This is a genomic window from Rhodococcus sp. BP-160, assembly GCF_019836205.1.
Classification (GTDB): Bacteria; Actinomycetota; Actinomycetes; order Mycobacteriales; family Mycobacteriaceae; genus Rhodococcoides.
Genome location: NZ_JABUEK010000002.1, coordinates 1,166,755 through 1,181,136, shown reverse-complemented (window position 1 = coordinate 1,181,136; position 14,382 = coordinate 1,166,755). Strand labels below are relative to the sequence as shown.

Annotated in this window: 13 protein-coding genes and 1 riboswitch; of the genes, 11 read left to right on the top strand and 2 right to left on the bottom strand. The window is 68.9% G+C overall.

The annotated features are described in order from the left end of the window. Positions 1-84: 84 nt before the first annotated feature. Positions 85-1,920: an NAD(P)/FAD-dependent oxidoreductase gene (locus tag HQ306_RS11915; RefSeq protein WP_222631307.1), complete on the bottom strand. Its 1,836-nt coding sequence runs from the start codon at positions 1,918-1,920 to the stop codon at positions 85-87. 193 nt (positions 1,921-2,113) lie between these two features. On the opposite strand from HQ306_RS11915, the gene HQ306_RS11910 reads away from it, so the two are divergent. The 11 genes from HQ306_RS11910 (at position 2,114) to gcvP (ending at position 13,196) form a co-directional block, all read left to right on the top strand. After that, on the top strand, positions 2,114-3,160 hold the full coding sequence (locus HQ306_RS11910; RefSeq protein WP_222631305.1) for a 2,3-butanediol dehydrogenase: 1,047 nt from the start codon (positions 2,114-2,116) through the stop codon (positions 3,158-3,160). Positions 3,161-3,201: 41 nt separating this feature from the next. Further along, the gene (locus tag HQ306_RS11905) at positions 3,202-3,981 is read left to right on the top strand and encodes an acetoin reductase (RefSeq protein ID WP_222631303.1); all 780 of its coding nucleotides are present in this window, start codon (positions 3,202-3,204) and stop codon (positions 3,979-3,981) included. 58 nt (positions 3,982-4,039) lie between these two features. Then, the gene (locus tag HQ306_RS11900) at positions 4,040-5,350 is read left to right on the top strand and encodes a GAF domain-containing protein (protein WP_222631301.1); all 1,311 of its coding nucleotides are present in this window, start codon (positions 4,040-4,042) and stop codon (positions 5,348-5,350) included. A 9-nt stretch (positions 5,351-5,359) separates the two neighbouring features. After that, on the top strand, positions 5,360-5,968 hold the full coding sequence (locus HQ306_RS11895; RefSeq protein WP_222631300.1) for a CoA pyrophosphatase: 609 nt from the start codon (positions 5,360-5,362) through the stop codon (positions 5,966-5,968). A 46-nt stretch (positions 5,969-6,014) separates the two neighbouring features. Further along, on the top strand, positions 6,015-6,635 hold the full coding sequence (locus HQ306_RS11890; protein ID WP_056444439.1) for a CDP-alcohol phosphatidyltransferase family protein: 621 nt from the start codon (positions 6,015-6,017) through the stop codon (positions 6,633-6,635). A 109-nt stretch (positions 6,636-6,744) separates the two neighbouring features. Beyond that, complete coding sequence (gcvH, locus tag HQ306_RS11885) at positions 6,745-7,149, top strand: glycine cleavage system protein GcvH (RefSeq protein WP_027505442.1); 405 nt, start codon at positions 6,745-6,747, stop codon at positions 7,147-7,149. A gap of 185 nt (positions 7,150-7,334) precedes the next feature. Then, positions 7,335-7,835 (top strand): glycogen accumulation regulator GarA, encoded by a 501-nt coding sequence (gene garA / locus HQ306_RS11880; RefSeq protein ID WP_027505441.1) that lies wholly within the window; start codon positions 7,335-7,337, stop codon positions 7,833-7,835. Further along, entirely contained in the window at positions 7,835-8,578 is a 744-nt protein-coding gene (locus HQ306_RS11875; protein ID WP_027505440.1) for a MerR family transcriptional regulator, read from the top strand. The genes garA and HQ306_RS11875 overlap by 1 nt, the downstream gene beginning before the upstream one ends. A gap of 124 nt (positions 8,579-8,702) precedes the next feature. Beyond that, entirely contained in the window at positions 8,703-9,176 is a 474-nt protein-coding gene (locus HQ306_RS11870) for a bifunctional nuclease family protein (protein ID WP_027505439.1), read from the top strand. Between the two features lie 262 nt (positions 9,177-9,438). Next, the gene (locus tag HQ306_RS11865; protein WP_231476295.1) at positions 9,439-10,011 is read left to right on the top strand and encodes a MerR family transcriptional regulator; all 573 of its coding nucleotides are present in this window, start codon (positions 9,439-9,441) and stop codon (positions 10,009-10,011) included. A gap of 36 nt (positions 10,012-10,047) precedes the next feature. Continuing rightward, positions 10,048-10,166: riboswitch (glycine riboswitch) on the top strand. 168 nt (positions 10,167-10,334) lie between these two features. Next, positions 10,335-13,196 carry an aminomethyl-transferring glycine dehydrogenase gene (gene gcvP, locus HQ306_RS11860; protein WP_222631298.1) on the top strand — a complete coding sequence of 954 codons (2,862 nt, stop codon included), beginning with the start codon at positions 10,335-10,337 and terminating at the stop codon, positions 13,194-13,196. 24 nt (positions 13,197-13,220) lie between these two features. Here the strand turns inward: gcvP and HQ306_RS11855 are convergent, their stop codons facing one another. Beyond that, the gene (locus HQ306_RS11855) at positions 13,221-14,363 is read right to left on the bottom strand and encodes a metallophosphoesterase (protein ID WP_222631296.1); all 1,143 of its coding nucleotides are present in this window, start codon (positions 14,361-14,363) and stop codon (positions 13,221-13,223) included. Positions 14,364-14,382: the final 19 nt, after the last annotated feature.

Here is a 14,382-nt window from a genome sequence, read left to right as displayed (position 1 = left end):
TCACACCGACCGTGAAGTGACGTTCTCTCGCTCCGACGACCGCCGTGTGCGTGTCGAGGGACACGCACACGGCGCACACGTCTGTCAGCGCAGGTGATGGACCTCCTGCAGCCCGTACACGGGGGTGTCCAGGCCTTCGTACCGAGCCTTCAGCTGTAGGCCGAGGTAGAGCGAGTAGTGCCGCGACTGGTGCAGGTTGCCGCCGTGGAACCACAGGTTGTCCTGCTGCGTCGGCTTCCACATGTTGCGCTGCTCGCCCTCCCACGGGCCGGGGTCCTTGGTGGTGTCGGAACCGAGACCCCAGCACTTGCCCACCTTGTCGGCCGTCTCCTGGTCCACCAGGTCGGCCACCCAGCCGTTCATCGATCCGTAGCCCGTCGCGTACACGACGAGATCGGCCTCGAGTTCCGTCCCGTCGGACAGCACCACCGCGTTCTCCGTCAGGTGGTCGACCTGGCCGCCGACGAGGTGGATGCTGCCGTCCGCCACCAGCTCCGAGGCGCCGACATCGATGTAGTAGCCGGAGCCGCGCCGCAGGTACTTCATGAAGAGTCCGGAGCCGTCGTCTCCGAAGTCGTGCTGGAAGCCGGCCTTCTCGAGGCGGTCGTAGAAGTCCCTGTCCTTCTCGGCGATCTGCTGGTACACCGGGATCTGGAACTCGTGCATGATGCGGTACGGCAGTGAGGCGAAGGTGAGATCCGCTTTCTGCGTGGTCATTCCGGATTCGACGGCGCGCTCGGAGTACAGGTCGCCCAGCGCGATCTCGCACAACGAGTCGGACTTGACGATGTGAGTGGACGATCGCTGGAGCATCGTGACGTCGGCGCCCGTCTCGAACAGCGCCTTGCAGATGTCGTGCGCCGAGTTGTTCGAGCCCACCACCACGACCTTCTTGCCGACGTAGGCGTCCGGACCGGGATGCTGACTCGAGTGATGCTGCTCGCCTCCGAAGACGTCCATTCCCGGGAAGTCGGGGATGGAGGCCTTGCCGGACATGCCCGTCGCCATCACCAGCTGCTTCGGTCGCAGCGTCACCTCCTCGCCGTCGCGATCGACCACCACGGTCCATTCCCCGGCCGCCTCGTCGAAGGTCGCCGACAGGGCCGTCGTCTTCGACCAGTACGGCACCTCCATGACCTTCGTGTACATCTCCAGCCAGTCGCCGATCTTGTCCTTCGGGGCGAACACCGGCCAGTTGTCCGGGAACGGCAGGTAGGGGAGGTGGTCGTACCAGACCGGATCGTGGAGGCACAGCGACTTGTAGCGTCCTCGCCACTGATCACCGGGGCGCTCGCCGCGATCGACGACGATGGCCGGGACGCCCATCTGACGCAGGCGAGCGCCCAGAGCGATGCCACCCTGACCGCCGCCGACGACGAGGGCGTAGGGCTGGACGCCGTATCCCAGTTCCTTCTCCTCCGCCTCGCGTCGCTCGGCCCAGGTCTTCGTCTCCTTGTTCGAGCCGTGCACGGCCCCCATCGGTCGCGCGTGCCCGCGCGGCTCCTCGTACCCCTTCAGTTCCTGCATCGTCGTCAGCAAGGTCCAGGCGAGCGACTCACCGGACTCCGCGTCGGTGCGCAGCCGCAGATGTCCCTTGCCGCGTGCCGTCGCGGTCTCGAACTCGATCCATGCGGAGGTGACGCCGTCGGCCTCGTCGGGTGTCTCGGTCGTGCGAAAACCCTGCGGAGCGACGTCGGCGAGCCGTGCCGTCAGCATGTCGGCGATACCGTCGCGTCCCTCCACCGTCTTGAGGTTCCAGGTGAACGTCACCAGGTCGCGCCAGAAGCTGTCGACGGCGAACATCGCGACGACTCGATCGATGTCCCGCGCAGCGAGCCCCGCTTCGAAATCGGCCAACCATGCGTCGACCCGCTGCTGCGGCGAGATGCTCTGCGTGGGTGGCTCGAGGGTCTGGGTCATGGCAACTCCGTCTTCGTCGTTCCGTGGTCGTGCTCGTGTGATGCACAGCACACGCCGTGGACGCGGTCCGAGGAAGAGTTGCAGCGGGTTGCAGTCGCAGGTGCAACCGACTGCAACCCTGTCGTGCTGTGCCGCGTGTCACATAGAACGGTGATCACGGCCGTCGCTGGGACGGCCGGTGAGGAGTCGAACGATGCGCGCAGCGGTGTACCACGGGCCCGGCAAGGTCGAGATCGCCGATGTCCCGGAGCCCGACCCGGGACCGGATCAGGTGAGGATCGCCGTCGGTGCCAACGGCATCTGCGGTACCGACCTGCACGAGTACTACGCCGGTCCGATCTTCATTCCCACTGAGCCGCACGCCCTGACCGGTCAGCAGATGCCGCTGATTCTCGGACACGAGTTCTCCGGCACCATCACCGAGCTCGGCGCGGGAGTGACGGGATGGTCGATCGGCGACCGTGTCGCCATCGAACCGCTGTACCGCTGCGGGCACTGTGGTCCGTGTCGAGCCGGCAACTACAACGTGTGCCAGTCGATCGGCTTCCACGGACTGATGTCCGACGGCGGTATGGCCGAGTACACGGTGGTGCCGACCGACATGATGCACGCGCTGCCGGACTCCGTGTCCCTCGATCTGGGTGCGCTGGTGGAGCCGATGTCGGTGGCCTACCACGCGGCGACTCTGGGTGAGGTGCGCGAAGGCGACACCGCGATGGTGTTCGGGGCGGGACCGATCGGCATCGGACTCTGGTTCGCGCTGCGCGGCAAGGGGCTCGACGACATCCTCGTGGTGGAGCCGTCCGCGACCCGGCGGGCAGCGATCGAGGCGCTCGGTGCACGCACTCTCGACCCCACGTCCGTCGACGTCCCCGCTGTGGTGGCCGACGAGACCGACGGGCGCGGCGCCGACGCCGTGTACGACGCGGCCGGTGTCGCGCCGGCGGTGGCGACCGCGCTGGCGTGCGTCGGGTCCCGCAAGCCGATGGTCAGCGTGGCGATCTACGAGAAGCCGCTCACCACACCGCTTCTCGATCTGGTGATGAAGGAGGCCCGCATCCAGGGGTCGCTCTGCTACACCTCCGCCGACTACGACGCCGTCATCGCTCTGATGGCCGACGGCGTGTACGACCCCACCGGGTGGGTGTCGCGCATCGGAATGGACGCGGTGATCGACGACGGCTTCGAGGCACTGCATGCCGGCACGAAGATGAAGGTTCTCGTCGATCCGTCGCTCTGACCTCCGTCCCGGACATCCACCATCACATGAAGGAGACACGCATGAGCATCGACGGACAGGTCGCACTCGTCACCGGCGCAGGACAGGGAATCGGGAGGGGAATCGCCCTCCGACTCGCGCGGGACGGCGCGGACATCGCGCTCGTCGACGTGCACCCCGACGGCATCGGCCAGGTCGCCGACGAGGTGCGGGAGCTCGGTCGCGCAGCCACGACGATCGTCGCCGACGTCAGCGATCGCCGCCAGGTGTTCGACGCCGTGAACCGGGCCGCCGCCGAGCTGGGAGGTCTCGACATCATGGTCAACAATGCCGGGATCGCACTCGTCGGCCCGCTGTCCGAGGCCACGCCGGAGGAGGTCGGCCGCATCCTGTCGATCAACGTCGAAGGTGTGCTGTGGGGTATCCAGGCGGCCGCCGCGACGTTCATCGAACTCGGTCGGCCCGGCCGCATCATCAACGCGTCGTCCATCGCAGGGCACGACGGGTTCGAGATGCTCGGTGTGTACAGCGCCACCAAGTTCGCCGTGCGCGGTCTCACGCAGGCCGCCGCCAAGGAGTACGCCTCCGCCGGTATCACCGTGAACGCCTACTGCCCGGGTGTGGTCGGCACGGACATGTGGGTCACCATCGACAAGCGGTTCGCCGAACTGACCGGCGCGGAGGAGGGCGCGACCTACGAGAAGTTCGTGGGCGGTATCGCGTTGGGCCGAGCCGAGACTCCCGACGACGTCGCGGGATACGTGTCCTACCTCGCCGGGCCCGACGCGGCGTACATGACCGGTCAGGCCGGTCTCATCGACGGCGGACTCGTCTACCGATGACCGATCGGGACAGACCCGGGCATGACGCGCACTGTGATGTGGAGCACAATCGGTGTCGATGACTCGAACCTCCGAACCCGAGCCCGCCGTCGCGGCAGGTGAGGACCCACGTCGGTACGCGCAGCTGCTGTCCGCCGTGTACGACGCGACCATGTCGGGTGCCCGCGCGCCCGCTCGCCCCCGCGACGTCATCGGTGACTCGTGGCAGCGCGTGATGAACCTGGGTGTCGATCCGGAGAACCGCGGACCCGCCGATGCTGTCGACGCCGCGGCACTCGAGCAGATGCGTCGGGACTCGGGGCTCGTGGAGATCCTGCCGGAGTTGACCGGGAGCCTGCGTTCGGTTCTGCAGGACTCCGACAACCTACTGGTGGTCGCGGACCGGCTCGGGCGGGTGCTGTGGCGCAGCGGGGCACCCTCGGTGCTCGACCGCGCCGATCGGCTCGGCTTCGTCGAGGGGGCCGACTGGGCCGAGGACAGTGTGGGGACCAACGCCATCGGCACGGCACTGGTCTCGCGCTCGGCGGTGCAGATCTTCTCCGCCGAGCACTTCGTGCGCACTCACCACGCGTGGACCTGCGCGAGCAGTCCCATCAAGGATCCGCGTACCGGCCGGGTGCTGGGCCTCGTCGACGTCAGCGGACCCGCGAGTTCGGTGCACCCGACCACGCTGGCGCTGATCGATGCCGTGTCTCGACTCGCCGAAGCTCAACTGCGTGAACAGCATCGACGCACGCTCGACAACCTGCGCTCGGTGGCGGCGCCGATGCTGGCTCGGTCGGAGACGCCCGCGCTGGCCGTCGACGGGCACGGGTGGGTGGCGGCGGTGGCGTCGGTCCCGGTGCGCAATCGGGTGCTGCTCCCCGATGAGGTGGCGCCGGGCCGACTGTGGGTACCGACGCTCGGCGTGTGCGATCTGGAGCCGCTGCCCGGTGGCTGGATGGTGCGACCGGCGTCCTCGCAACGCGACGGAGTGGTCGACGGGGAGTCGACGCCGACGAACATCCGCATCGACGTGTCCGACCCCTCGCGCACCGTGGTCGAGGTGTCGAGTCCCTTCGGAACCTGGTCCCACGAGCCGACACCTCGGCACGCGGAGATCCTCTTCCTGCTCGCCGCAAGGAGGGACGGGCGCACCGCGGCAGAACTCGCGACGGAACTGTTCGGCGACAACGGCCGTGCCATCACGGTCCGGGCCGAGATGTCACGGCTGCGCAAGGCCTTCGCCGGCGTGGTGCTCGCGCAGCCGTACCGGATCGACGAGTCCGCTGTCGTGGAGCTGGCCCTTCCGGCGGATCGCTCGCGCATCCTGCCGTACTCGGCGGCGCCGGCCGTGCGCTGCGCGCACCGGCCCGGTGAGCCTGGCTAGTGTCGCCTGATGGACACGCGCCTCGAACGTGCAGAGATCGTGCGGACGCTGAACGGTTTCGAGAGTCGGCTCATCGAGGGCGGTGACGAACGGCGGGCATCGGTCGTGGTGGCCGTCGGCGGGGAGCCCGGCGATCGGCACGTGCTGCTGACGAAGCGGCCCTCCCGGATGCGCGCGCATCCGGGTCAGTTCGCGTTGCCCGGCGGGCGTGTCGACGACGGCGAGACACCGGTCGATGCCGCCCTGCGCGAACTCGACGAGGAGGTCGGCATCCGAGTCGGCCCGGACTCCGTGCTCGGGACGCTCGACGACTATCGGACCCGCTCCGGCTACGTCATCCGTCCGTTCGTGGTGTGGATCGCGGACTGGACCGGGGACGCGGTGCCCAATCCTGACGAGGTGGAGTTCCTGTACCGCGTCACCGCGGACGAGCTCGACGTCGACGCCCGGTTCGTGTCGATCGCCGAGTCGCCGCGACCGGTGGTGCAGTGGCCTTTCCGCTCGAGCCTGGTGCACGCGCCCACGGGCGCGGTGGTGCACCAGTTCCGCGAGGTGGTGCTCGGTGGGCGGCACACCCGCGTGCACGACTACGAGCAGCCGGTCTTCGCCTGGCGGTAGCGGCTCGTCGGGTCCGGACGGCGCGCCCGTGTGGAAAGCTCGGGGGATGACCGATCCGGCGTCCGACAGCCCTCGCGACGTGGTCGCCGGTGTCGTCGGCGATCGCATCCTGACGGTGCCCAATGCTCTGAGTGTCGTTCGTCTGCTCGGGGTGCCGGTGTTCCTGTGGTTGTTGCTGGGGGAGCAGGCGTACGGCTGGGCGCTGCTGCTGCTCCTGCTCAGCGGGGCCACGGACTGGTTGGACGGCAAGCTCGCCCGGCTGCTCGACCAGTCGTCGGCCCTGGGCGCTCTGCTGGATCCGTTCGTCGATCGCCTGTACGTCGTCACCACACTGGTGGGGTTCGCCCTCGCGGGCATCCTCCCGTGGTGGGTGGCCGTGGTCCTGATCGCGCGGGACGGCATCCTCGCACTCACCCTGCTGCTCTACCGGCGGCGGGGACTCGCTCCACCCGAGGTGATCTACCTCGGCAAGGCCGCGACGTTCGTCCTGATGAGCGCCCTGCCGTTCCTCCTCGCCGCGCGGGTGGACTGGGTCGGCGCCGACGTGATCGCGGTTCCCGCGCAGGCCCTGCTGGTGTGGGGGACCGCGCTGTACCTCTACACGGGCGCGCTGTACCTCGGCCTGGCGCTCGGTCCGGTCCGACGCCTCCCGCTCACCGCACGATGAGCCGGGGAGCGCCCGCCTTGCGGAGGCGGAAAGCTCGCCAATACGCTCAGCGCGAGTGCGGTTCTCCTCGTCCGCACCGCGACAACGCCTGCGAAAGGACCCGGTTCACGTGAGCCAGACCGATATCCCCACCGAGTTGCGGTACACGGCCGAGCACGAATGGGTCCAGCGGACCGGCCCCACCACCGTGCGCGTGGGCGTCACCGACTACGCACAGTCGCAGCTCGGCGACGTCGTCTTCGTTCAGCTGCCCACCGAGGACGATGCGGTGTCGGCCGGTGAGTCGCTCGGCGAGGTGGAGTCCACCAAGAGCGTCTCCGACATCTACGCCCCGCTGTCGGCCAAAGTGGTTGCGGTGAACGGTGAACTGGACGGCGACCCCGAACTGGTGAACAGCGATCCGTACGGCGCCGGCTGGCTCGTGGACCTGTCCGTCGACTCCGAGAGCGATCTCGACGACGCCCTCGAGGCGATGATGGACGCCGAGGGGTACGCGTCGATCACGACCACGTAACAGCCGTGCCCGGCGGGCGGGCAAGCACGCCCGGGCGACGGTGTGTGCAAGGTACGGTCGGTAAGGTCCTCACGTGGTTCGGCGGCACCCCGGTCGGGGAACCGCGGAACCGTCAGACAAGCGTGACAAGAGAATGTGCTGAATCGCCTCGTGGGTGAGGGGCGATCAGATCGAGGAGGAGAAACGTGAGCGATAACGGCAACGACGGCGTCTACGGAGAGTCCCCCGCGGAGACCACCTCGGTCTTCCGAGCGGACTTCCTGAACGAGATCGATTCCGCAGCGGCGCCCCAGGGCTCCTCCGACGCACCGGTCTCCGGGGTCGAGGGTCTGCCCGTCGGTTCCGCCCTGCTCGTCGTCAAGCGGGGCCCCAACGCGGGCTCGCGCTTCCTGCTGGACCAGCCCACGACGTCCGCGGGACGCCACCCGGACAGCGACATCTTCCTCGACGACGTCACCGTGAGCCGTCGCCACGCGGAGTTCCGTCAGGACGACGAGGACTTCCAGGTCGTCGACGTCGGCAGCCTCAACGGCACCTACGTCAACCGTGAGCCCGTGGACTCCGCCGTTCTGGCGAACGGCGACGAGGTGCAGATCGGCAAATTCCGCCTCGTGTTCCTGACCGGTCCGAAGGGCCAGTCCGCAGGCGGTCAGCTCGGCGAGACGTCTGCCGGCGCAGGTAGCTGATGACGGCAGTCGGGCAGCAGTCCGGTGGCGGCATGTCGATCGGGTCCGTACTCGATCGACTGCGCCCGGACTTCCCCGACGTCACCATTTCGAAGATCCGTTTTCTCGAGGCCGAGGGACTGATCTCCCCGGAACGAACGGCGTCGGGTTACCGGAGATTCTCCGTCGAGGACTGCGAGCGCCTGCGCTACGTCCTCACGGCGCAGCGTGATCACTACCTTCCGCTGAAGGTCATCAAGGAGCAGCTGGACGCGCTGGACAACGGCATCCGTTCCGTGGGTCCCGACGGTGTCGCCGCGGCGCCCAAGGGGCCTCGTGTCCTGGCTCTGGCGCCCGGAAGTGTCTCGCCCACCGAGTTTCTCGGGGAGCGGCGCGTCCGGATGAGTCGTGCCGACCTGCTCGAGCGTGCGGGCGTGGACGAGCCGTTCCTGCTCGAACTGCAGAAGAGCGGCCTCGTCTCGGCGGGTCCGGCCGGCTTCTACGACGAGGAAGCCGTGGTGCTCGTGCGCACCGCGTGGGCGATGGCGCAGTACGGACTCGAGGTGCGGCATCTACGCGCATTCAAGCTCGCCGCGGACCGCGAGGCGAACCTGCTGGCTCAGGTCGCCGGGCCGGTGGCCCTGGGCCGTGACGCGGGCGCGCGAGACCGCGCCGAGGAGCTCGTCCGAGAGCTGGCCGCGTTGTCGCTGTCGCTGCACACGTCGTTGGTCAAGTCCGCGGTGCACGGGATACTGGACAAGTAGTCCCGAGGGCGTGCGTCGGCCGCTCGCACGGCCGGTCGTCGGCGCCGAGGGTCAATACACTGGAGAGCACGTCCGCCCCGTCGAGTGCGCGGGCGACGAGTCACAGCAGCTGGGAGGCGGCGCGATGGGCGAGATGCGCGTGATCGGTATCCGGGTGGAGCAGCCACAGAATCAACCTGTTCTGCTGTTGCGGGAGTCGGACGGCGAACGGTACCTGCCGATCTGGATCGGCCAGACGGAAGCCACGGCGATCGCACTGGAGCAGCAGGGCGTGCAACCGCCGCGTCCGCTGACCCACGATCTCATCGGTGACATCGTCACGGCCCTCGGGCGATCCCTGAAGGAAGTCCGCATCGTCGATCTCCAGGAGGGCACTTTCTACGCCGACCTGGTCTTCGACCAGGACGTGCGTGTCTCGGCACGCCCGTCGGACTCGGTCGCCATCGCCCTGCGAGCCGGCGTGCCGATCTTCGCGGAGGAGCCCGTTCTGGCCGAAGCCGGTCTGGTCATGCCCGACGAGCGCGAGGACGAGGTGGAGAAGTTCAAGGAATTCCTGGACACCATCTCGCCGGACGACTTCAAGGCGACCGACGGTTAGATAACGATCGAGTCTCACCCTTGAGTTGAGGTTGAGGCTCACCGCGTGGCGCGTTGCCTCACGGCTCCGCGGTCCATAGCGTTCGGGTCGATGAAGGACGTGCCGCTCACCGCGGTGAGGGCGTATTCTCGACCTCGCCGAGCGTCACGGATGTCATCGTCGTTCTCACCGCGTACCGCACAGGTCCGCGGACGAGGACTCCAGGCGGACCATCCGAGAGGGAGAGAAACACGTGGCAGATCAGCCGCAGGAGCCGGAGCAGATGAGCCTGCTGGCATCGAACGACGTGGACGAGGTGCAACCCGGTCTCTTCCCCGACGATTCGGTTCCGGACGAGTTGGTCGGCTACCGCGTCCCCAGTGCGTGCCAGATCGCCGGCATCACCTATCGGCAGCTGGACTACTGGGCCCGCACCGGCCTCGTGGTGCCGTCCATCCGCGGCGCGGCAGGATCCGGCAGCCAGCGGCTGTACTCCTTCAAGGACATCCTGGTCCTCAAGATCGTCAAGCGACTGCTCGACACCGGCATCTCGCTCCAGAACATCCGCGTCGCCGTCGACCACCTCCGTCGTCGTGGCGTGGCGGATCTGGCCCGCATCACGCTGTTCTCGGACGGCACCACCGTCTACGAGTGCACGTCCGCCGAAGAGGTCGTCGACCTGCTGCAGGGCGGACAGGGCGTCTTCGGGATCGCGGTCAGCGGAGCCATGCGTGAACTGACCGGCGCCATCGCCGACTTCCCCGCCGAGCGTGCCGACGGCGGCGAGAGCCAGCCGACGCCCGAGGACGAGCTCGCCTCCCGCCGCAAGAATCGCGCGAGCCGCAAGACCGGCTGACCTGCCGGCGCGCACTCCCATATACTGAGTAAGCGTCGACGCCGCACGGGAGAGCTTCGCCGGGACGCGGTCCGTCACAGGACCGAGCCCGACGAGCGCCGAAGGAGCAGCACCTCTCCGTCAATCTCTCAGGCACCCGGGACCGTGCGGGCTCCGACGCCTCTGGAAAGTGGTGGAATCGTCCACCCGCCCACGGGGAAAGGCGCCGTACGCGGCGGCCGAATCTCTCAGGCGCCCGGTGGTCTCGGGCATCACGACAGAGGGAGAGGGGCGTCCCTCCCTGCGTGTGGGGCGTGCACCTCGCCACCACCACGGGAGATCACGTGACCGCCGAACCCCGCTCGACCTCCGGACTCCGTACCTTCGTCGACCGCCACATCGGGCCCGACGCGGAGCAGACCGCGCGACTTCTCGACGTCATCGGTGTGGCGAGCCTGGACGATCTCGCTGCCGCCGCGGTTCCCGCCGACATACTCGACGCGGCCGTCGACGGCATCGCGGACGGTCTGGACGCTCTGCCCGCGCCGGTCTCCGAGCACGAGGCACTCGCCGAACTGGCCGCGCTGGCCGCGAGCAACACCGTCGCGACGTCCATGATCGGCCAGGGTTACAGCGCCACGCTCACCCCGCCCGTCCTGGTGCGCAACATCCTCGAGAACCCGGCCTGGTACACCGCGTACACGCCGTACCAGCCCGAGATCAGCCAGGGCCGGCTCGAGGCACTGCTCAACTTCCAGACCATGGTGTCCGACCTGACGGGTATGGACATCGCCAACTCCTCGATGCTCGACGAGGGCACCGCCGCGGCGGAGGCCATGACGCTGCTGCGCCGTGCCGGCAAGTCGAAGTCGGCCCGCCTGGTCCTCGACACCGACCTGTTCCCGCAGACCCGCGCCGTCATCGCGACGCGCGCGGAGCCGCTCGGCATCGAGCTCGTCGACGCCGACCTCGCGGCGGGCCTGCCCGAGGGCGAGTTCTTCGGTGTCGTGTCGCAGACGCCGGGAGCATCGGGCCGCATCGTCGACCTCACGTCGGTGATCGCCGAGGCGCACGATCGGGGCGCCCTCGTGGCCGTCGGCGCGGACCTCCTCGCCGCCACTCTCGTCACCTCGCCCGGCGAGCAGGGGGCCGACGCGTGCTTCGGCACGTCGCAGCGGTTCGGCGTCCCGATGGGCTTCGGTGGACCCCATGCGGGATACCTGGCCGTGCGCACCTCCCACGCTCGTCAGTTGCCGGGCCGCCTCGTCGGCGTCTCCGTCGACGCCGACGGATCGCCCGCCTACCGCCTGGCTCTGCAGACACGTGAGCAGCACATCCGCCGCGAGAAGGCGACGTCCAACATCTGCACCGCGCAGGTGCTCCTCGCCGTCGTCGCCGCGATGTACGCGAGCTACCACGGTGCCGACGGGCTCACCGCCATCGCGCGGCGCGTCGCCGGCCACGCGGCCTCGCTGGGTGCCGCGCTGCGCGCCGGTGGCGTCACCGTGGTGCACGAGAACTACTTCGACACCGTCCTCGCCCGCGTACCCGGCCGCGCGGCCGAGGTGGTCGCCGCCGCGAAGACGACCGCCGCGATCAACCTCCGCTTCGTCGACGACGACCACGTCGGCATCTCCTGCGACGAGGCCACGATCGACGCTCATGTGGAGGCCGTGCTGCAGGCCTTCGGTGTCGAGCCGGCCTCCGGCTCCGCGCCGATCGCCGTTCCCGACGCCCTCTCCCGTACGTCGGAGTTCCTGACGCACCCGGCGTTCACGCGGTACCGCACCGAGACCGCCATGCTCCGGTACCTCCGCGCGCTGTCCGACAAGGACATCGCCCTCGACCGCAGCATGATCCCGTTGGGCTCGTGCACCATGAAGCTCAACGCCACCGCGGAGATGGAGCCCATCACGTGGCCGGGCTTCAACGCCCTGCACCCCTTCGCGCCCGCGGACGATGCTCCCGGCATGGCGCGCATCATCAGCGACCTCGAGGAGTGGCTCGTCGCGGTCACCGGCTACGACGCGGTGTCCCTCCAGCCGAACGCGGGCAGCCAGGGCGAGTACGCAGGCCTGCTGGCGATCCGCAACTATCACCGCAGCCGCGGGGACGACGCACGCACCATCTGCCTCATCCCGTCCAGCGCCCACGGCACCAACGCGGCGTCCGCCGTGATGGCCGGGATGAAGGTCGTGGTGGTGGCGTGCCGTACCAACGGTGACGTGGACGTCGACGACCTGCGCGCCAAGGTGGCCGAGCACGCCGAGTCGCTGGCCGCCATCATGATCACCTACCCCTCGACCCACGGCGTCTACGAACACGAGATCGGCGACATCTGCGCCGCGGTGCACGACGCGGGTGGCCAGGTGTACGTCGACGGCGCGAACCTCAACGCTCTGGTCGGCGTGGCGCGCCCCGGTCGCTTCGGCGGCGACGTCAGCCACCTGAACCTGCACAAGACGTTCTGCATCCCGCACGGCGGCGGCGGCCCCGGCGTCGGTCCGATCGGCGTCCGCTCCCACCTCGCGCAGTTCCTGCCCGGACACCCGTTCGTGGAGGGTCTCGGTGAGACCGGTGCGATCTCGGCCGCACCGTACGGTTCGGCGTCCATCCTGCCGATCACGTGGGCCTACATCCGCATGATGGGTGCCGCCGGTCTACGGCGCGCGACCCTCACCGCGATCGCGTCGGCGAACTACATCGCCCGCCGACTAGACGAGTACTTCCCGGTGCTCTACACCGGCGATCGCTCGATGGTCGCGCACGAGTGCATCCTCGATCTGCGGCCCATCACCAAGCGCACCGGGGTGACGGTCGACGATGTCGCGAAGCGGTTGGCGGACTACGGTTTCCACGCACCGACGATGAGCTTCCCGGTGTCGGGCACCCTCATGATCGAGCCGACCGAGAGCGAGAATCTCGACGAGATCGACGCCTTCGTCGACGCCATGATCGCCATCCGCGCGGAGATCGAACGAGTGGCGTCGGGGGAGTGGACCGTGGACGACAACCCGCTCCGGGGCGCGCCGCACACGGCGCACTGCCTCGTCACGGACTGGACGCACCCGTACTCGCGCGAGGAGGCCGTCTACCCGGCCGGCACCTCGCGCGCCAAGGTGTGGCCGTCGGTGCGGCGGATCGACGGCGCACACGGCGATCGCAACCTCGTGTGCTCCTGCCCGCCGATCGAGGCCTTCGCCTGACCTACTGACACTGACGCGATGTGATCAGCGCGCCGTCCGGAGCTCCAGCAGAGAGATCTCGGGCGGCGCGCCGATGCGTACCGGGGGACCCCAGGCGCCGGCGCCGCGGGTGGTGTAGAGCGTGGTGTCGCCGATGGTGTCGAGGCCCTGGACCGAGGGCTGTTGCAGCGGTACGAGATACACGATCGGCCAGATCTGTCCGCCGTGAGTGTGGCCGGAGACCTGCATGTCCACACCGAGATCGGACGCCTGCGTCGCCTGCTTGGGCTGGTGCGCCGAGAGCAGCTGGAAACGGGCCGGGTCGGTGCCCTCGAGGGCTGCCGCCAGATCCGGCTCGTACGGTTCCGGCGCCGTGAGGTCCTCGATGCCGACCAGGTCGATCGTGTCGACGCCGCGGGTGAGCGGGACCGTCTCGTTGCGCAGGACCCGCAGTCCCAGCGAGTCGTACAGGTCGAGCCACGCGCCGCCGTCGCCCGCATAGAACTCGTGGTTGCCGCTGGTGACCACGACACCCAGGGGCGCCGACAGTTCGCTCAGCGGAGCCAGTGCCGGGCCCACGAGGTCCACGGTTCCGTCGACGAGGTCCCCGGCGATGATGACGAGATCTGGCTTCTCCGCCATGAGGGTGTCGACGACCCCCTGCACGAACGCCTCGCCGCGCGCCGGGCCGACGTGCAGGTCGGACACCAGTCCCACCCGCACACCGTCGAACGACGCGGGCAGTGCTGCGAGTTCGACTGTCGTCCGGGTCACCTTCGGGGTGGCGGCCGCGACGACTCCGTACGCGACGGCCACCACGGTGCCGAGGACGAGAACGGCGGTGGCGGGACGCACGAAGGTGCGCCGTGCGGACACCCCGTCGCGGTGGGCGACACGCGCTCCGATCCGCACCACCAGGGCGCCCACGGCGATCAGCAGGGAACCGAGGCAGAGGTACAGGAGTGCGGCGAGCCAGGTCAGACCCGGGTACGCGACGTAGCGGGCCCACGAGGGATCCAGTACCTCACCGCTGCCGATCCCGACCACCGCGGCGGCCCAGAACGCCACGAGAACGGCATCTGCGGCGAGGCGCGCGGCGCCGGTGAGTCCGGTGGCCACCACCAGACGGCGGTGCAGGACGAACGTCACGATCGCCAGGAGCACGGCGAACGTCAGCATGCGAATCACGGGGAAGCCCTTCGGCATT